General features: G+C 72.0%; 18 protein-coding genes and 1 pseudogene. 15 read left to right on the plus strand and 4 right to left on the minus strand.

The window, feature by feature from the left end; translation table 11 throughout:
- The first annotated feature begins 18 nt into the window (after positions 1–18).
- The 11 genes from ACGFI2_RS06980 to ACGFI2_RS07030 all read left to right on the plus strand — a co-directional run bounded on the left by ACGFI2_RS06980 (position 19) and on the right by ACGFI2_RS07030 (position 10,321).
- Positions 19–678 carry a 2OG-Fe dioxygenase family protein gene (locus ACGFI2_RS06980; protein WP_393511919.1) on the plus strand — a complete coding sequence of 220 codons (660 nt, stop codon included), beginning with the start codon at positions 19–21 and terminating at the stop codon, positions 676–678.
- Entirely contained in the window at positions 678–1,748 is a 1,071-nt protein-coding gene (locus ACGFI2_RS06985; protein ID WP_393511922.1) for a pyridoxal phosphate-dependent aminotransferase, read from the plus strand. The genes ACGFI2_RS06980 and ACGFI2_RS06985 overlap by 1 nt, the downstream gene beginning before the upstream one ends.
- Positions 1,745–2,521: an AzlC family ABC transporter permease gene (locus ACGFI2_RS06990; protein WP_393511925.1), complete on the plus strand. Its 777-nt coding sequence runs from the start codon at positions 1,745–1,747 to the stop codon at positions 2,519–2,521. Before ACGFI2_RS06985 ends, ACGFI2_RS06990 begins: the two co-directional genes overlap by 4 nt.
- Positions 2,478–2,756 carry a branched-chain amino acid transporter permease gene (locus tag ACGFI2_RS06995; protein ID WP_393511928.1) on the plus strand — a complete coding sequence of 93 codons (279 nt, stop codon included), beginning with the start codon at positions 2,478–2,480 and terminating at the stop codon, positions 2,754–2,756. The genes ACGFI2_RS06990 and ACGFI2_RS06995 overlap by 44 nt, the downstream gene beginning before the upstream one ends.
- Before the next feature lie 61 nt (positions 2,757–2,817).
- Complete coding sequence (locus ACGFI2_RS07000) at positions 2,818–4,245, plus strand: M20 family metallopeptidase (protein WP_393511931.1); 1,428 nt, start codon at positions 2,818–2,820, stop codon at positions 4,243–4,245.
- Positions 4,229–5,419 carry an NAD(P)/FAD-dependent oxidoreductase gene (locus tag ACGFI2_RS07005; RefSeq protein WP_393511938.1) on the plus strand — a complete coding sequence of 397 codons (1,191 nt, stop codon included), beginning with the start codon at positions 4,229–4,231 and terminating at the stop codon, positions 5,417–5,419. Before ACGFI2_RS07000 ends, ACGFI2_RS07005 begins: the two co-directional genes overlap by 17 nt.
- Complete coding sequence (locus tag ACGFI2_RS07010; protein ID WP_393511941.1) at positions 5,412–6,026, plus strand: class I SAM-dependent methyltransferase; 615 nt, start codon at positions 5,412–5,414, stop codon at positions 6,024–6,026. Before ACGFI2_RS07005 ends, ACGFI2_RS07010 begins: the two co-directional genes overlap by 8 nt.
- Complete coding sequence (locus tag ACGFI2_RS07015; RefSeq protein WP_393511944.1) at positions 6,023–7,264, plus strand: pyridoxal phosphate-dependent aminotransferase; 1,242 nt, start codon at positions 6,023–6,025, stop codon at positions 7,262–7,264. The genes ACGFI2_RS07010 and ACGFI2_RS07015 overlap by 4 nt, the downstream gene beginning before the upstream one ends.
- A 923-nt stretch (positions 7,265–8,187) precedes the next feature.
- The gene (locus ACGFI2_RS07020) at positions 8,188–8,694 is read left to right on the plus strand and encodes a SigE family RNA polymerase sigma factor (protein WP_393511947.1); all 507 of its coding nucleotides are present in this window, start codon (positions 8,188–8,190) and stop codon (positions 8,692–8,694) included.
- Positions 8,691–9,827: a hypothetical protein gene (locus ACGFI2_RS07025; RefSeq protein ID WP_393511950.1), complete on the plus strand. Its 1,137-nt coding sequence runs from the start codon at positions 8,691–8,693 to the stop codon at positions 9,825–9,827. Before ACGFI2_RS07020 ends, ACGFI2_RS07025 begins: the two co-directional genes overlap by 4 nt.
- 98 nt (positions 9,828–9,925) lie before the next feature.
- The gene (locus tag ACGFI2_RS07030) at positions 9,926–10,321 is read left to right on the plus strand and encodes a VOC family protein (RefSeq protein ID WP_393511953.1); all 396 of its coding nucleotides are present in this window, start codon (positions 9,926–9,928) and stop codon (positions 10,319–10,321) included.
- A 261-nt stretch (positions 10,322–10,582) separates the two neighbouring features.
- Here the strand turns inward: ACGFI2_RS07030 and ACGFI2_RS07035 are convergent.
- Together ACGFI2_RS07035 and ACGFI2_RS07040 are read right to left on the minus strand one after the other, a co-directional pair.
- A pseudogene (locus ACGFI2_RS07035) lies at positions 10,583–11,029 on the minus strand (SRPBCC family protein); the annotation flags it as partial.
- 71 nt (positions 11,030–11,100) lie between these two features.
- Positions 11,101–11,721 (minus strand): pyridoxamine 5'-phosphate oxidase family protein, encoded by a 621-nt coding sequence (locus ACGFI2_RS07040; RefSeq protein WP_393511956.1) that lies wholly within the window; start codon positions 11,719–11,721, stop codon positions 11,101–11,103.
- Between the two features lie 164 nt (positions 11,722–11,885).
- Between ACGFI2_RS07040 and ACGFI2_RS07045 the strand changes: the two genes are divergently transcribed.
- The 3 genes from ACGFI2_RS07045 to ACGFI2_RS07055 are packed head-to-tail and all read left to right on the plus strand — an operon-like array spanning position 11,886 to position 14,108.
- A complete protein-coding gene (locus tag ACGFI2_RS07045; RefSeq protein ID WP_393511958.1) occupies positions 11,886–12,392 on the plus strand; it encodes a DUF2231 domain-containing protein in 507 nt (168 codons plus the stop codon).
- Positions 12,389–12,925, plus strand: coding sequence for an Hsp20/alpha crystallin family protein (locus ACGFI2_RS07050; protein ID WP_393511960.1), 537 nt, complete (start codon positions 12,389–12,391; stop codon positions 12,923–12,925). Before ACGFI2_RS07045 ends, ACGFI2_RS07050 begins: the two co-directional genes overlap by 4 nt.
- 43 nt (positions 12,926–12,968) lie before the next feature.
- Positions 12,969–14,108, plus strand: a complete 1,140-nt coding sequence (locus ACGFI2_RS07055) for a glycosyltransferase family 9 protein (RefSeq protein WP_393513121.1) — start codon at positions 12,969–12,971, stop codon at positions 14,106–14,108.
- Here the strand turns inward: ACGFI2_RS07055 and ACGFI2_RS07060 are convergent.
- Both ACGFI2_RS07060 and rfaE2 read right to left on the minus strand, forming a co-directional pair.
- Complete coding sequence (locus ACGFI2_RS07060) at positions 14,083–14,955, minus strand: glycosyltransferase (RefSeq protein WP_393511963.1); 873 nt, start codon at positions 14,953–14,955, stop codon at positions 14,083–14,085. The two genes, ACGFI2_RS07055 and ACGFI2_RS07060, sit on opposite strands and share 26 nt — an antisense overlap.
- Positions 14,952–16,904 (minus strand): D-glycero-beta-D-manno-heptose 1-phosphate adenylyltransferase, encoded by a 1,953-nt coding sequence (rfaE2, locus tag ACGFI2_RS07065; protein ID WP_393511966.1) that lies wholly within the window; start codon positions 16,902–16,904, stop codon positions 14,952–14,954. Before rfaE2 ends, ACGFI2_RS07060 begins: the two co-directional genes overlap by 4 nt.
- A gap of 139 nt (positions 16,905–17,043) precedes the next feature.
- Between rfaE2 and ACGFI2_RS07070 the strand changes: the two genes are divergently transcribed.
- Positions 17,044–17,601: a type 1 glutamine amidotransferase domain-containing protein gene (locus ACGFI2_RS07070; protein ID WP_393511969.1), complete on the plus strand. Its 558-nt coding sequence runs from the start codon at positions 17,044–17,046 to the stop codon at positions 17,599–17,601.
- The last annotated feature ends 44 nt before the right edge of the window (positions 17,602–17,645 follow it).

The following is a 17,645-nucleotide window of genomic DNA, read 5'->3' on the forward strand; positions in this document are numbered from 1 at the left end:
GTGTGACATGGGGGAACAATGTATTATCGCCTGTTCCAGAACCAGGACAAGATAAGCCGCGAGTTGATCCGCAGCTTTGCCGACCTGCCTCCGGACAACTACCTGCAGGGCACGGACAGATTCCGATTCCGCGCCTTCGGTCAGGCCGAGGTCAAGGGCGACGAGGTCCACTGGGCCGAGAGCACCACGTTCTTTCAGGAAACGGAAATCAACGGCTATGCGGGCGGCATGACGCGCAGCTTCGCGCCGCTTCCGCAGCCGGCCCAGCAATTCGCCGAGGAGTTGGTGCGCGACCCGCGGATACGCCGCGTACTGCGCCAGGAGGAATTCTTTATCGGCTGCCATCAGATCCGGATCGTCGCGGACGACTCGTTCAACGGATATCCGGCGCCCGAGGGCTTCCACCACGACGGTTTCGATTACGTGGCGGTCACCAGCATCGCTCACGACAACGTGAGCGGTGGCGTCTCGCTCGTCTCGGTCGCGGACTCGGCCGAGGACGACGAAATCATCTTGGACCGGGCCCTCCCGCCGGGTGAGACCGTGCTCCTCGACGATCGCCTGGTGCGCCACTACGTCAGTCCGGTCACGCCGAAGGTGCCCGGCACCGCGACCCGCGACGTCATCGTGATCACCTTTGCGGTGAGCGAGCCTTTCACGCGGGAGAACGCGGCCTGATGATCGAGGTCTACTCCATTCAGCAGTGGTTGTTCGACACCGCACACGGGCGGTACGACATCGACCTCGCCGAGAGCGGGGTTCAGTTCCAGCGCGTGGCCGACATCACGATCGACCCCGGCTGGGAACTGGACTACAGCCCGGACCGCGGTGAGGCGGCCACCCGTGAGGCGATTGCGTCGCTCTACGGCCGCACCTCGGCCGACGGCGTGGTCGTCTCGCACGGCGCTCAAGAAGCGTTGTATCTGCTCTACCGATCCCTCCTGCGACCTGGCGACCACGTCGTGACGACTACACCGGGCTGGCAGCAGGCCTGGGAGGTGCCGGCCGCGATCGGCTGCCAGGTCAGCAAGTTCACCTGGCGGCCCGGTACGCCGTTCGACGTCGATGCGCTGATCGCCGCGACCACGCCGGCGACCACCATGATCACCCTGAACAGCCCGAACAACCCGGGCGGCAGGCTGATCGACCCGCAGGCGTGGCGCCGGCTGACCGACTTCGCTCGCACACGCGGGATCTGGCTGGTCAACGACGAGGAGTACCTGCTCGACTTCGGCGCCTCGGTGGCGCAGCAATACGAGCGGGGCATCTCGGTCTCCAGTCTGTCCAAGGTGTATGGCCTGCCCTCCCTGCGCTTCGGCTGGGTCGTCTGCACGCCGGAGGTCGCCGAGCAGATCGTGAACTACAAGCGGTACACGACGGTGTCGAACTCGCTGCTCTGCGAGCGAATCGGCACTCGGGTCCTGACCGATCGGCAGCGGCACATCGATCGCTACCAGCGACTCGTCGACGCCGGCCGGGGAATCCTCGACAGCTTCGCCCGGGACCACGCCGAGCAGCTCGAGCTGGTAGAACCGCAGGGCACCCCGTTCGCCTGGTGCCACCTGCGCGCCGGGCGGTCCGACGAGGTCGCCGAGCGGCTTCTGGCCGAGGAACGGGTACTGGTGATGCCCGCCGAGGTCTTCGGCGCCACCGCCGGCCTACGTATCAGCTTTGCACGGCCACCGGCGCTCCTCGAGGAGGGGCTGGCCCGGGTCGGACGGCAGGTGAAGAAGCTGGCCACCCCGTGAGCACCGCGTCTTCGACCGCCCTGCGTACGGCCCTGCGCGAGACGTTCCCGGTCGCGATGGGGTACATCCCGCTCGGAATGGCGTACGGCGTGTTGCTCGTCCAGACCGGACTGCCGTGGTGGCTCGCCCCGCTGTCGGGTGTGATGATCTTCGCCGGGGCGATGCAGTTCCTGTCGGTCGGGCTGCTCGCCGCGCACACGCCACTGCCGGCCATCGCGTTCGCCACGTTCGCGGTGAACTTCCGGCACGTGTTCTACGGGTTGTCGTTTCCCTATCAGCGACTGGAAAGCCGGTGGCGGCGTGCCTACGGCGTCTTCGCCCTGACCGACGAGACCTACTCGCTGCTGGCCGGGCGGCCCGCGGAGGAGTTGCCGGGCGACCGGATTCACCTAATCCAGCTGCTCAGCCAGGGATACTGGGTGGCCGGTGGCACGGTCGGCGCGATCGCCTCGGTGGCGCTGCCGCGCGGCATCGACGGCATCGAATTCGCGCTCACGGCACTGTTCGTGGTGCTCGCGCTCGGGCACTGCGTCCGGCCCGCGAACCTGGTCCCGGTGCTCAACGGCGTGGCCGCCAGCGCGGTGGGCCTGCTGGTCGACCGCGGGCAGTTCCTTTCGGTGGCGATGGGTGTCTTCCTCGTCCTCACTATTGCCGGGTTCCTGCTACGTCGTAAGGAGGTGACCGATGACGACGGCGTATCTGCTCGCCGCGGTGGCGGTGATCGCGATAGTGACCTTCGCCCTGCGGGCGGCGCCGTTTCTGGCGCTGCGTAGGGTCGCCGCCGCGCCGATCGTGCGGTACCTCGGCGTCGCCATGCCGCCCGGCATCATGATCATTTTGGTCGTCTACTCCGTCTCGTCCGTCTCGTTCACCACGCGCCCGTACGGCCTGCCCACTTTGATTGCCATCGCCGCGACCGCGAGCGCGCACCTGTGGCGCCGCAACGCCCTGCTGAGCATCGTCGCCGGCACCGGCGTCTACATCGCGATGCTGCACCTGTTCCGCTGATCCGCCGGGCCTGAGCCCGCCGTCTCCACCCGCCCCGGACCGGGAGAACCCCGGTCCGTCGGTGGCGGCTGCCCGAAACCCGCGAACCACTCCGCGCCGACCGTCGAAAGGAAGTGAATGGCGTGCCGCTCGAACTGCTGCGCCGGTACCGCGCCGCTCGGCCCTGGGAAGTCAGCGACCCGCGGCGCGCGGCATACCGGGTCCCTCCGCCCGAGAACGGTGGGCCACGATGAGCGCAACGCCGCGCCCCGTGGGCACGCTCGAGCGCCTGAGGACGATCCGGCGTGCGTTGCACCAGGTGCCCGAACTCGGGCTGCATCTGCCGCAGACGCAACGGCTGGTTCTCGACGCCCTGACGCCGCTGCCGCTGGAAACGCGCACCGGTGAAGGCCTGTCGTCGGTCGTGGCAGTCCTGCGCGGCGGCGCGCCGGCCGCCGGCGAACGGCGCGCGGTCCTGCTGCGGGCGGACATGGACGCGTTGCCGATCGAGGAGAAGACCGGCCTGCCGTACGCGTCGGCACAACCCGGCGCCATGCACGCCTGCGGACATGACCTGCACACCGCGATGCTGATCGGCGCGGCGGGGCTGCTCGCCGAGCGAGCGGCAAGCCTGCCGGGCGACGTCGTGTTCATGTTCCAGCCGGGCGAGGAGGGTGACGCCGGCGCACGCCACATGATCGAGGAGGGCGTGCTGGACGCGGCCGGCGAACGGGTATGTGCGGCGCTGGCGCTGCACGTGTTCGCCGGCGTCGCCCCGTTCGGCACGGTGCTGACCCGACCCGGCGCGATCATGGCGGCCTCGGATGCCCTGCGGGTCACCGTCCGCGGTCGGGGCGGCCACGCCTCGATGCCGCACACCGCCCGCGATCCGATCACCGCGGCCGCGGAGATGGTCCTCGGGCTGCAGACCGCTGTGACACGCCGGATCGACGCGCTCGACCCGGTCGTCTGCACGGTCGGCATCATGCGGGCGGGAACGCGACGCAACGTGATCCCCGACACGGCGTACTTCGAGGCCACGATCCGCACGTTCAGTCACGCCCGGCGCGAGTCGGTCCGGAAGCTTTTCCCGCAGGTCATCCACGGTATCGCGGCGGCACATGACGTCACCGCCGAGGTGACGATCGAGCCGTTCTACCCGCCGACCGTCAGTGACGCGGCCGAGGCCGGCCTGCTCCGCGACGTCGCCGCCGGCCTGCCCGGCGCGCGGTACGCGGAGCTTCCGGCGCCGCTGACCACGGCGGAAGACTTCGCGTACGTGCTCGAGCAGGTGCCCGGAGTAATGGCGCTGCTCGGTGCGGGGCCGCGCGGCACGGATGTCGACCGGCAGATACCCAACCACAGCGCGACGGTCCTGTTCGACGACGACGTCCTGCCCATCGGCGCGCGGCTCTACGCCGAGTGGGCCGCACGGCGCCTGCGCGACGCCGCGCCCGCCTCGAGCCACTCGCGTTCAGCGGAAGGTGCCGTACATGCATCAATCCTGTGAAACCCTCGTCGTCGGCGCGGGAATCGTCGGTACCGCGGTCGCGCTATCGCTCGGCCACGAAGGTCTCCGCGTCATCGATGCCGCTGGGCCCGAACTCGCGGGAGCCACCGGTCACTCGCCGGGCTACATCAGCGAACTCGGCTACCACCCTGTGCTGACCGCGATGGCCGTCGAGACGACTGCGCTCTGCGAGCGTCTGACGGGCGGCGACACGCGGGTGTTCGACCGTGTCGGCAGCATCGAGGTCGCGACGACGCCGCGGGGCGCCGAGGCCCAGGAGGCGCGTCGCGCGCTGGCCGCGGAGTCCGGCGTCACCGTCCGCTGGCTGCGGCCGGCGCAGGCACAGGCTCTCGCACCGCAGTGCGTCGACGCGCGTAAGGCACTCGGCGCGTTGCACTTCCCGGACGACGCCGTCGTCGACGCGCCGCGGCTCACCGCGCTGCTGCGCGGGCACGCCGAAGCGGCGGGCGCCCGTTTCCATTGGCACGAGCCGGCGCTCAAGCTCGCGCAGCACACCGGCCGCGTCGAGGTGACCACGCCGTCGGGGACGTTCACGGCGGCCCGGGTCGTGCTGGCCACCAGCATGTGGACGCCTGCCCTGACCGCCCCGCTCGGCGTGCGCCTCCCCATCGTCTCGATCAGGCACCCGTTCGTCTACGGGCCCACCGGTCACACCGCGCCCCCGCGCCAGCCGTTCGTTCGGTTCCTGGAGCAGGCCGTATACGGGCGCTGGCACGGTGACCGGTGGGGCTTCGGCACCCGCGCGCACCCCGACCACCTGGCCGACATGGCCGGGAGACAACGCGCCGACCTGCCGTGGGACGGTACGTTCGAGGAGACCATGCAGCTGCTCAGCCGGCAGTTCAAGGAATGGCGACTCTTCACTCCCCTGCAACGGCTCGACGGGGTGTTCCCCGCCACGCCGGACGCGCTGCCGATGGTCGGTCACCTCACGGGCGACGTGTGGATCGCGGCCGGGATCCTGGTGACGCATGCGCTCGCCGCCGGACGGATCCTCGCTGATCTGATCCGCGGGAGTGCCGATGTCGCGGCCGAGGCGAGCCAGGCGCTCGCGCCGGCTCGCTTCGCCGACCTGGACGAGGAGGCCGCCAAGGCCCAGGCCATCGACGCCTATCACGGCCGCATCGCGGTCCGGCGGGCCCAGCATGCCTGAGCCGTCACTGTGGCAGGAGCTCACCGCCCGCGATCCGGGTCATGCCCCCGCGTACGTCGAACGGTTCCGCGCCTGGGAACGCGATGATGGCGTCGACCTCGGCGGCGAGGCGCGCCTGGTGGACGCCCTGGCACCGCGCGGCGCCCGGATCCTGGACGCCGGCTGCGGCACCGGGCGGGTCGGCGCGCGCTTGCACCGGCTGGGCCACACCGTCGTCGGTGTCGACTCCGACGCACAACTGCTCGACGCCGCCCGAACGGATCATCCCGGCCCGACCTGGGTCCGTGCGGACCTGGCGGAACTCGAAACCGTGCCGGAGGCGTCCGAGCCGTTCGACGTGATCGTCGCCGCCGGCAACGTCATGGTGTTCCTGAGCCCGCCGACCCGCCGGCCGGTCCTGACCCACCTGCGCCGCCGGCTGACGCCGGACGGGCGGCTGATCACGGGGTTCGACCTCGACCGGGGCTATGGACGACCGGAGTTCGAAGAGGACGCCCGGCACGCGGGTTTCGTCGTGGAGCACACGTTCCGCACCTGGGATCTGCGTCCAGCCGGGGCCGACCCGGCGTATGTGGTCTACCTTTTGACGCCCGGGACAGCCGTGTGAGCGCGTTCGAGCCCAGTATCGACCGGCTGTGGGAGCGCGGCTCCCTGCGCTGGCAACGCCGGTCCGCCCCGGATGCGATCCCGCTGACCATCGCGGAACTGGACGTGCGCACGCCGCCCTTCGTCCTGGACGCCGTCATGGGCCGGCTGACCGGAACCGGCGTCGGCTACTTCGACCCGGCGGCGTTGCGCGAGCGGTGCGCGGAGTTCGGCGAGCGGGTGTTCGGGATCACCGGCTTCGCCTGGTCGCGAACGTGCTCGGACACCCTGCAGGCGTGCCGGACGGTGGTGGACGCGCTCGTAGCGACCGACGGCACGGTCGTCGTGGAGGAGCCGCTCTACCCCGACCTACGGCGACTGGCGCGCTATCCGCGCCGGCGGCTGCTGACCGTGCCGGCTCCGCCCGTGCCCGGCGCGCCGGCCGACTGGGAGCTGATCGCCACGACGCTGAAGGCCGCCGACTGCGCCCTGCTGTGCCACCCGCACAATCCGCTCGCGACGGCGTGGTCGGCCGGCGGCATCGACCGGTTCCTAGAGCTTGCCGCGCGTGCACGGTGCGCGGTGGTCGTCGACGAAGTGCACCTGCCGCTCTCGGGCCGCCCGTCGTTCATGTCCCGGGCGGCCTGTCACGACGCCCCGGTGGTCGTGTGCACGTCGCTCTCCAAGTCGATCGGATCCAGCGGCACGAAAACCGGATTCGCCTACGCCAACGCCGCGGCCGCCGAGCGCATCGGCGGTGTACCCGACGAGGCCTTCCCGTCGCCGGACACGTTCGGTGCCGCCATATCGCTGGCCTTCCTCGACCACGGGGCCGGTTGGCTGCCGCGGGTGCGCGCCGAGCTGGACGCGAACCGCGCGGCCCTGGCGTCCTTCCTGCCCGAACTCGGCATCGGGGTGGCGCTCGCACCGGGCGTGACCGGCCTCATCGGATGGATCGAGGACGAGTCGGATCACCTGTCCCGCCTGCTGTCGATGGCCCGCGTCGACCTGCTGCCCGCCAGTCATTACGGGTCGGGGCCCGGTTCGGGCTGGCGCATCAGCTACGGGGTCCACCATGACATCCTGGACCTGGTGTTCGACCGCCTTCGGCAGGCCCGGCACGCTTTGACCCCGGTTGCCGCGTCGTCTCCGAGGTCCACGACCGTGCGCCTTACGGACGAAATGCGACCCGATGAAGGAATTGCGCGTACGCTGCGTACGCCGTATCTAGCGGTTAGCGGAGAGACTGGGCCAAGCTGATGCTGCCGTGTACTCCGATGTCACCGCCGTCCTAACGCTTGAGGGACGCAACATAGTCGCCCTGAGGGAGCGGAAGTGGTCATCCGGCCGCCGTTTACCCCTCGAAAACCCGCGCCAACGGGTGACGATTGGTGGCAGATGTTGATCATCGAGCAGGCATGTCTGTGCAGGTCAGCGTTTTTTGTGACGACGATTGACAAGCTAGGGAGCGCGATGGTCGGGGAGCGTAGGTCGACGGTTCGATTTCGTCAGGCGGCTCGGTGAAGAAGCCCAGGTCAGGAGACCTGGGCTTCGCCGTTTCCGGAGAACGAGTGGGGATCTGAGAAAAATCTGGTCGGGCGGCAACCTGCGGGCGGTGGATCGCATGTACCCGGATGTGAGCAAGGATCGCCGCGATCCATAGGGGCCCGGAAATGTCCGCACGTCGTCTTCTGTCGCTGCCCGCTGTCACCGTGCTGCTGGCATTTACCGCCTGTGGCGCCACGACGCTATCCAGTCCTGACCCAACCCCAACTGCTCCGGCCTCGGCTGCTCCGGCGGACCGCACCTCCGGTGCTACGCCCACCGTGACCACCCAGGCGTCCGGGGGGATCGAAGTGCCGACTGTCCGTCGGGGGCGACCCTGGAGAAGCTGGTTGGGCTGCCGAAGGGCGTGACCTTCGGCCGTGTCGAGTGCGTTAAGAGGACTGGGCCGGAGCCGACCCGCAGGGCCCGAAGGGCGGTGACGGCGTCTACCTGTTCCACTACACCGCCGGTACGGGATGGAAGTACTACGGCGAGGGCAGCGGATACGACTGCCAGGACCTCGGTCGTTCTGCACCTCCTGACCGCCTGCCGCCCATACCGTCGGGACATGCGCGCCGGGGCAACCCCCGCATCGGGTCAACGCGTAGATGAGGTGCAGGCCCGACGGAGGAGGACGGTTGGCCGACCGCACCGAGTACGACCAGTTCGTGGTCGACCGATCACCCCGGTTGCTACGCGTCGCCTATCTGCTGACCGGCGACTGGGCAGCGGCCGAGGACCTGCTGCAGACTGCCCTGGTCAAGGTCTGGTTCGCGTGGCCCCGGGTGCGGGGCGACGCCGAAGCGTACGTCCGGCGGACCATCGTCAACACCTTCCTGTCGTGGCGTCGCCGTCGCTGGACCGGTGAGATCCCGCAGGCGGTGCCCGAGCGCATCGAAGCGGCCGACCGGGTCACGCAGTACGTCGAGCGGGACGCGCTGTGGCGGATGCTCGCCGAGATCCCCCGGCGGCAGCGAGCGGTCCTCGTGCTGCGCTACTTCGAGGACCTCACCGAGGCGCAGATCGCCGAGACGCTCGGCATCAGCGTCGGCACCGTCAAGAGCCAGGCCAGCAAAGGGTTGGCGAACTTGCGCAAGCACCCTGCGCTGGTCGACAGGCGGGACGAGAAGGAGCTCATCCATTGACCGTCGAAGAGGAGCGCCTGCGCCGTCTTCTGACGACGTGCAGCGCGGAGGTTCCGACCACCGAGGACCGCCTGGTGGTGTTGCATCGTCGCATCGCCCGGCAGCGGCGGGTCCGTGCCGTAGGCGTCGCCGCCGCCGTCGTGTTGGCGAGCACCGTGGCGTCGGTCGGTCTGGTCGCGCGTCAGCCCGCCGACCCGCCGCCGTCGCCTCTGGCCAGCATGTCCTCGGCAGCCCCGCCTACCGAGGTCACGCCGGGTCCGACGCCGACGTCCGACGGTGAACTGCTCCCCGAGTACTTCCGTGGGCATCGCCGGGTTCTGGCGCGCGAGACGGTCCTGCCACGGAACCCGACCGTCACCTTCACCTTCACGCCGGATGACGTGGACTTCCAGTTGGGTATCGGATGCGACGACCGGCTGGGCGCCAACGCTGCCAACGGCCGAGCCGATCACCTGATCCAGGTCACGGTCGGCAGGACGGTGATCGGCACCACCGATTGTGGATCTCCGACGATGCTGGCCGAGGCCGAGATGAACGGACATTTCCGGCAGTGGGGTGACCTGGGAGTCCGCGCGGGGAAGCCGGTGACGGTCACGGTGAAGATCGGCAAGCCGCTGGCGACCGACGACGGGGAACCGCGGCCCGGTGGCGCGGCCCACCTCGCCGGCACGATGGCGGTCGGTGTCTACACGCCGGTGCCGTTCGAGAGCTTCCCGATGCCGCCCCGCCCGGCCGAACCGGTCGACCTGGACACGGTCACGAAGTCGGCGACGGGAAATCCCGGTCAGCCCTTCCCGAACGAACTCGGTGAGATCGACGCCCGCACCACGGCGTCACCGAACGGATCCCACCGCCTCGACCTGGCCATGCCGCTGCAGTTGAACATCTACATCTGCGCCGTGGCGCCCGGCCGGATCCGCGTCCTGGTCGACGGGAAGGAGGTCGAGCGCCGGGCGTTCTACGACTGGAACGGTGAGTGCTGGACAGGTAGCGCGCTCGCGTCCGAATACGATCTGCCGCCCAGGTTCAAGGTGCCGGCCCGGACCGGCCAGCGGGTGACCGTCACGATCGTCGCCGACAGCTTCGCCGTGCCCGGCTGGCGGATCGGCCTCGCGCCCGGCGGGGGTGGCTGATCGGTCGGGGCCAGGGCAGGTGTGACCGATGAGTTCCGATCGACCGGCCGGTCCACCCGGATGACAGTTCCTCCCCCGACAGACCCGGAGTTGCCACCATGGCCGATTCGACCGTGACCGTCAGCCTGCCGATCGCCGACCGCGTGACGTCGCACCGCTTCTACGTCGAGGCCCTCGGCTGGGCGGCGATCGGCGAACCGGCGGCGGACGGTGTGCCCGAGCCGCTGCAGTTCGCCGTGAACGACGGCCTGCGGTTGATGCTGGTGCCGAGTGGGGGTTTCGGCTGGGTCATCGGCGACCACGAGGTCGCCGACCGGGGCCGCAGCGAGTGCGTGCTGAGTTGGGTCGCCGGCGGTCCCGCCGAGGTCCGGCGGATCGTCGACCGGGCCCGAGCCGCGGGCGCCCGAGTGGTGACGCCGCCGGCCGAGCAGCCGTGGGGTTACACCGCCACGTTCGCCGACCCGGACGGTCACCTGTGGATGGTGACGGCCTGAGTCAGTTGGCGGACCGGACATCTCCGACGAGAAGTGACGAAGGGAGCCCGGCGGGCACGGCCGCATCGGCCGGCCCACCGGGCCCACTCCGGCAGGGCGGCAGAAGGTCTATCGGGTCGGGTCGGGCGGGAAGCCGCCCGTCGGCGCGTACTCGGGTTCGGTGTCCGGCGGCGGCGGTTCCTCGTCGGTGTCGGCGCGGTGCCGGGCCGCCGGGTCCGGCAGTTCGACCTCGTCGGACGAGTCGGGAATGCCGCCGGGGGCGATCGTCCCGCGCCAGCCACCCGACTCCGCCTGCCGACTCTCGATGTATTCCTTGAACCGCTCCAGGTCGGACTGGGCCTGCCGGTCCACCATGTGCAACCGTTCGCCGGCCTGCTCGACCAGGCCCTCCGGCTCGTACTCCAGAAGGAGCTGGACCTGGGTGCGGTCGGCGTCGATCGACGCGAACCGGACCATGCCGGCGTTGGCCTTGCCGCCGGTGGCCGCCCACGCCACCGTCCGGTCCGGCACCTGCTCGACGATGGTGGCGTCCCACTCGCGTTGCACGCCGGCGATCTCGGCCACCCAGTGCATCCGCCGGTCGTCGAGCTGGCGCACCTCCCGCACGCCGCCCATGAACCGCGGGAAGTCCTCGAACTGGGTCCACTGGTTGTAGGCGGTGCTGACCGGCACGTCGACGTCGATGGATTTCTCGACCTTCCTGGTCATGAGCACTCCTTGTCGTCCGTCGTCTACACCGGATCCGGTACCCCGGCGGGGCCGGCCTAACCGGCCGGCGGTCAGACGTAGAGCTTCCTCGCGTAGTCCGGGCCGTAGTGCCGTTCCAGGTCGGCCAGGCTCTCCGCCGGCGCCTCCACCTCCTTGATCAGCCGGGGCCGGGACGGCAGCACGTCCGGCTGCCAGCTCTCCGGCCGCCACAGCTCGGAGCGGAGGAACGCCTTCGCGCAGTGGTAGAAGATCTGCTCGACGGCCACCTCGACGGCGAGCACCGGGCGGTGACCCTCGACCTCCATGTCGGCGAACCAGGGCGCGTCGCGGACCAGCCGGGCCCGGCCGTTGATCCGCAGCGTGTCGGTGCGCCCGGGGATCAGGAAGATCAGCCCGACGTGCGGGTTCTCCAGGATGTTGCGGTAGCCGTCGGCGCGCCGGTTGCCGGGCCGCTCCGGGATGGCGACGGTGGTGTCGTCCAGCACCAGCGCGAAGCCGGGCGGGTCACCCTTCGGGGAGACGTCGCAGGTGCCGTCCGCGCCCGCGGTGGCGACCAGGCAGAACGGCGAGGCGGCCAGCCACTCCCGGTCCCGTTGGTGCAGCGTGCGGCGTTCCTTCGCGAGCACCCGCGGAATCGGCGAACCCAGCAGGTCGCGTAGTTCCTCCGGGCTGGTGATCTCCTGCGTCGTCACGTCTTCCTCCCCCGTCCGTTGACCTCGACGACGGTTCCGGCCCGCGACGGGCCGGGATCCGCCATGGTCAGTCTAGGACCCGTCGGGCGCCGGGTTTGCCCCCGACGCCGACGGGTAGGGACCGGACCGCAGCGCGTGTCCGGACGCGACGGATGGAGACCGAGATGGAGAGCCGACTCAAGGTGCTCGGCCACCCCGTGCACCCGATGCTGGTGATGTTCCCGGTGGCGCTCCTGGTGACCGCGGTGATCTTCGACCTGATCGACACCGTCGGCGGGCCGCACTTCCTGGGCGAGGTGGCCTACTGGAACATCACGGTCGGGCTGATCGGCGGCCTGCTGGCCGCCGCGGCCGGCGCCGTCGACCTGCTCGCCCTGCCGGCCGGCACCCGCGCCAAGCGGGTCGGGGTCACCCACGCCGGCGCCAACGTCGCGGTGATCCTGCTCTTCGCCGCCGTCTGGGTGGTCCGGCTCAACGCCGAGTACCGGACGGCCGGCGGCGCCCTGATCGCCATCGAGGTGGTCGCCGTGGCGATCCTCGGGGTCAGCGCCTGGCTGGGCGGCGAGTTGGTGGACCGGCTCGGCGTCGGCGTCGACCCGGAGCACGACCTCAACGCGTCCAGCTCGCTGCGACCCACCTCGACGAACCGGCGGATCGGAGACGCGCGATGACGGAACAGGAGGGCGGTCGGGGCTGGCGGGGCCGCCAGCAGGGCTGGGACCCGATGGGCGAGCTGCAGTCGCTGCGCTCCGAGCTGAGCCGCCTGGTCGGCGGCCGCTCCGGCACCCCGGACGTGGACGTCACCGAGACGGCCGACGGCTGGGAGGTGGTGGTCCGGCTGCCCGGTGTGGCGCCCGAGGAGGTGGCCGTCGAGCTGGACGACCGGGAGCTGTGCGTACGGGCCCGGTCGGAGGCCGAGGTCAACGCCGACCAGGGCATCCCCGGCGGGTTCACCACCCGGGGCTTCGAGTACCGCGTCGACCTGCCGTCGCGCGTCGACCCCGAGCGGATCGACGCGGTGATGGACCACGGCCTGCTCCGGGTGCGGCTGCCCCGGGCGGCCCGGCCCGCGCCGCGCACCATCACCGTCGGCCGCACCGGCCCGCGCGTCGCCACCGGTGGTACGCCGAGCCAGGCCGACCCGGCCGCGGACCGGGAGCTGCACCACCCGGACACCACGGTCGACGAGATCGACCGTCCGTAGGTTGGCCGTGGCCACCCCGCCCGACGACTCCAGCTCGGCGCGTCTGTCGCCGCGCCGCGACCCGGAGCCGTCGGCGTTGCTCGGCCCGACCGGCGAGCGCGTGGCGGACGTCGAGCGGATCGCCGTGCTGCGGGCCAACGCGCTCGGCGACTTCATCTTCGTGCTCCCCGCGCTGGAGGCGTTGCGGGCCGCGTACCCGTCGGCGGAGATCGTGCTGCTCGGCGCGCCGTGGCACGCGGCGCTCTGGCGCGACCGGCCCGGCCCGGTGGACCGGGTGCTGGTGGTGCCGCCGGGGCCCGGCATCCGCGAACCCGGCCCGGACGAGTCGCCGGTCGAGCCGGCCGACTTCCTGGCCGCCGCCCGCGCCGAACGGTTCGACCTCGCGTTGCAGGTGCACGGCGGCGGCGCCAACTCCAACCCGTTCGTCGCCGGCCTCGGCGCCCGAGTCACCGCCGGGCTGCGGGCCGACGACGCGCCGCCGCTGGACCGCTGGCTGCGCTACGTCTACTACCAGCACGAGGTGATTCGCTACCTGGAGGTGGCCGCCCTGGTCGGGGCGCCGGCCACCACGATCGCCCCGGCGCTGGCGGTGACCGAAGCCGACCGGGCCGAGGCCGTCGGGGTGCTCGGCGCGCCCACCCGGCCCCGGGTGGCGCTGCACCCGGGCGCCACCGACACCCGGCGGCGCTGGCCGGCGGAGTGCTTCGCCGAGGTCGCCCGGGCGCTGGCCGCAGACGGGTACGAGGTGCTGGTCACCGGTACGCCCGTCGAGCGGGAGACGGTCGACGCGGTGGTCGCGGCGGCCGGTGTGCCGGTCCGCCCGCAGGTCGGCACGCTGGGCCTCGGCGCGCTCGCCGCCGCGTACGCGGACTGTGCGCTGGTGGTCTCCAACGACACCGGGCCGCTGCACCTGGCCGCCGCGGTGGGCACCCCCACGGTCGGGATCTTCTGGGTCGGCAACCTGATCAACGGGGCGTCGCCGCTGCGCGGCCGGCACCGCCCGATCGCCTCCTGGACCACCCGGTGCCCGGTCTGCGGGGTCGACTGCACGCCCGGGATCTACCCGCACCGCCCGGGCGACGGCGACTGCCCGCACCGGGTGTCGTTCGTGGCCGACGTGCCGGCCGTCGAGGTGGTCGAGGCGGCCCGCGAGCTGCTCACACCTCCGCGTTCGACTCGGTGAGCACGACCTCCCACGCCTCCACGTCGCGCTCGGTGACCGTGGTGGGCGACTCCAGGTGGTAGGCCCCGCTGGGCAGCACGCCGGCGCCGCCGTGCCGCTCCAGCACCGCGAGCTGGGCGGCGACGTCCTCGCCCTGGTGCCCCTCGGGCAGCCGCTGCCAGAAGTCGAAACCGCCGGCGTCGACCAGCTTGGCCCGGTCGTAGAGCACGCAGCCGCCGATCCAGGACACCTTGTACGCCCGCCAGGCGCCCGCCGGCAGCGCCAGCTTCTCGGTGACGTGCAGCAGGTTCGCCGCCGGGTGGATCGACGACCGGTGCCACTCCGGCGTGCCCGGCCGGATCCGCTCCGGCTCCGGCCGGCCCGGCCACTCCTCGTAGTGCCGGTGCGCGTCGGGCCGTACGTCGTCGGCGTAGGAGAGCCCGTGCACCGCGTTGCCGACGAACCCGCAGCCCAGCTCGTCCAGCGCGCCGACCAGCCGGGACAGGCTCCCCGGCTCCAGCCACACGTCGTCGTCGAGGCAGAGCACGAGGTCGGCGGCCGACTGCGCCAGCAGGTAGGAGCGGTGCTCGGCCAGCCCGCGCCGGGGCAGCCGCCGGGTCAGCAGCACCGGGTGTCCCCGGTGGCGCAGGGCCCGGACCATGGTGGCCGCCGCGGGGTGCGCGTACGCGGGGTCGCCGTCGGACTGGTCGCTGACCACCACCCCGAACCCGGGCACGCCCTCCTGAGCGGCCAGCCCGGAGAGGGTGACCGCCAGCTCGGCCGGCCGGTTGCGGGTCGGGATCAGCACGTCGACCCGCCGGGGGTGGCGGAACTGCTCGGGCGTGCCCGGGTCGAGCGGTCGGGTCACGCGGGCCTGCCCTCGCCGACGGCGGGGCTGTGCTGGCCGGGCATGGCCTCACGGCCCTCGCTTCGCTCGGTGCGTTCGCTCATGCTGTGCTGGCCGGGCATGGCCTCACGGCCCTCGCTTCGCTCGGTGCGTTCGCTCATGCTGTGCGACTGGGCGCGGATCCGGTCGATGATCGCCGAGGTGGAGCGGTCCGGCACGTAGCCGAGCGTGCGCACCTGCCCGCCGAGGCGGCGCACCAGCGGCGCCTCCGGCACCATCTCCGGCGGGTAGTCGCCGCCCTTGACGTAGACGTCCGGGTGGACCGCCTCGATCAGCCGGGCCGGCGAGTCCTCCTCGAAGATCACCACGTGGTCGACGCAGGCCAGCGCCGCCAGCAGGGCGATGCGGTCCTCGACCGGGTTGACCGGCCGGTCCGGGCCCTTGAGTCGGCGTACGCTGCCGTCCGAGTTGACCGCCACGATCAGCAGGTCGCCGAGCGCGCGGGCCTGGGTCAGGTACCGGACGTGCCCCGGGTGCAGCACGTCGAAGCAGCCGTTGGTGAACACCACCGACCGGCCCGCCGCGCGGTGCTCGGCGACCAGCGCGGTCAGCTCCTCGGCGGCGACCAGGGCCGGGTGCCCGGCCTCCTCGCCGCCGGTGCCCAGCGCGGCGAGCAGGTCCTCCCGCCGGCACACGCAGGTGCCGGTGTCGGCGACGGTGATGGTGGCGGCGAGCTGGGCGAGCTGCGCCGCGGTCGGCAGGCCCGCCTCGGCGGCGAGCGCCAGCGTCATCGCCGCCAGGTAGGCGTCGCCGGCGCCGACGGCGTGGCTGGCCGGGACCGGGGTGCTGTGGCTGCGCCGGGGCGAGCCGTCGGCGCCGCCGACCACCGCGCCCTCGGTGTCCAGGGTCACCGCCACCACGTCCGCGCCGGTGTGCGCGCGCAGCTCGGACAGGCGCGACTCGGCCAGCACAGCCCGGTCCACGCCCTCGCCGGCCGACGCGCTCACGGTCACCCCGGTGCCGGTGACGCTGAGCCCGTTCCCGGTGAGCGCCACCCGCTCCTCGCCCGGGGTCGGCTCGCCGGTCGGCCCGGACGGACCGCCGGTGGCGTCGGTGGCGGGCGTGCCGGAGGTCGGGTGCGGGCTGCCCGGGATCCGCTCGCCCGCCCCGCCGGGCGCGGCGCCGACCACCAGCTCGGACGGGCCGTCGGCATCCGTCGGATGGTCCAGGTGCAGGTCGCCGCCGCTGCGGGCGGCTCCCCGTTCGGCGTGGGCGAAGCCGGCGGCGGCGCGGGCCAGCAGCCGGGTCGCCTCGGCGAAGCTCGGGGTCACCACGGTCGGGTTGAGGCCGCGCCAGTCCGCCAGGTCGTGCGCGTCCAGCGCCACCGTGCCGTACCGGTCGCGGTTGGCGACCAGCCAGGCGCGTACCGTCGAGGGCAGCGCGCCCAGCCCGTAGTCGCAGACCACGAGCGTGATCGGCGCCCCGGTGGCCACGGCTCGCAGCTCCTCGGTGGCGCAGTGCAGGGCGGTCAGCAGGCGGGCGACCCCGTCGTCGTCGAGCGCGTCCTCCGGGCCGCCCGAGTCCTCCCGGAGCAGGATCTGGTTGCCGGCGAGCATCCGCCGCTTGACCGGGGTGGGCCGGCCGGGCTGGCTCACCGTGCGGTCCCAGACCGCGGCCCGGTCGAGGCAGTCGTGCAGCTCGTCGCCGGCGACGTCGGCGCCGACCGGGGCGATCAACGCGGCCCGGCCGCCGAGCGCGGCGACGTTGACCGCGGTGTTCGCGGCGCCCCCGGCGGCGGAGATCCGGCGGCGCAGGGTGAGGACCGGCGCGGGCGCCTCCCGGCAGAGCCGCTCCGACTCGGCGAACCGCCACTCGTCCAGCATGGCGTCGCCGACGACCAGCACGGGACGCTCCTGCCAGCTGGCCACCACGGTGGCCAGCCGGCGCTCTTCCGCCGCTGCTCCTGCCATGTCCCTCCGGGTCCCCCGGCGCCGACCAGCCAAACCTGGCCGACCGGCGGCCGGCTGCGACGGGGGCCACCCGTTCGTCCCGGTTTCGCGGCATCGGCGGGGGGAACCGTCCAGACACACCTCGGAGAGGAGAAGCAGCATGGCAGCGACACTTCAGGGCAAGCGGATCGCCTTCCTGGCCGCCGACGGCGTCGAGGAGGTCGAGTACACCAAGCCTCGCGAGGCGGTGGAGAACGCCGGCGCCCAGGTCGAGCTGGTTTCCATCGAGTCCGGCACGATCCAGGCGTTCAACCACCTGGACCACGGCAAGCAGTACCAGGTCGACGTCACCACCAAGGAGGCGGACGCCGGGGCGTACGACGGGCTGGTGCTGCCCGGCGGGGTGGCGAACCCGGACTTCCTGCGGGCCGACCCGGACGCGGTCCGGTTCGTGAAGTCGTTCTTCGACGCCGGCAAGCCGGTCGGCGTGATCTGCCACGGCCCGTGGACGCTGGTCGAGGCGGACGTGGTGCGCGGTCGGACGATCACCTCCTGGCCGAGCCTGCGCACCGACCTCACCAACGCCGGCGCCAACTGGGTGGACCAGGAGGTCGTCACCGACAACGGGCTGGTCAGCAGCCGCAAGCCGGACGACCTGCCGGCCTTCTGCGCGAAGATCGTGGAGGAGTTCGCCGAGGGCCGGCACAGCGCGAGCTGAAACTCGACGTCCCACCGGGGGCATGATCCGCCCTCGGTGGGATA

The sequence above is a fragment of the Micromonospora sp. NPDC049282 genome (assembly GCF_043197045.1).
Lineage (GTDB): Bacteria > Actinomycetota > Actinomycetes > Mycobacteriales > Micromonosporaceae > Micromonospora.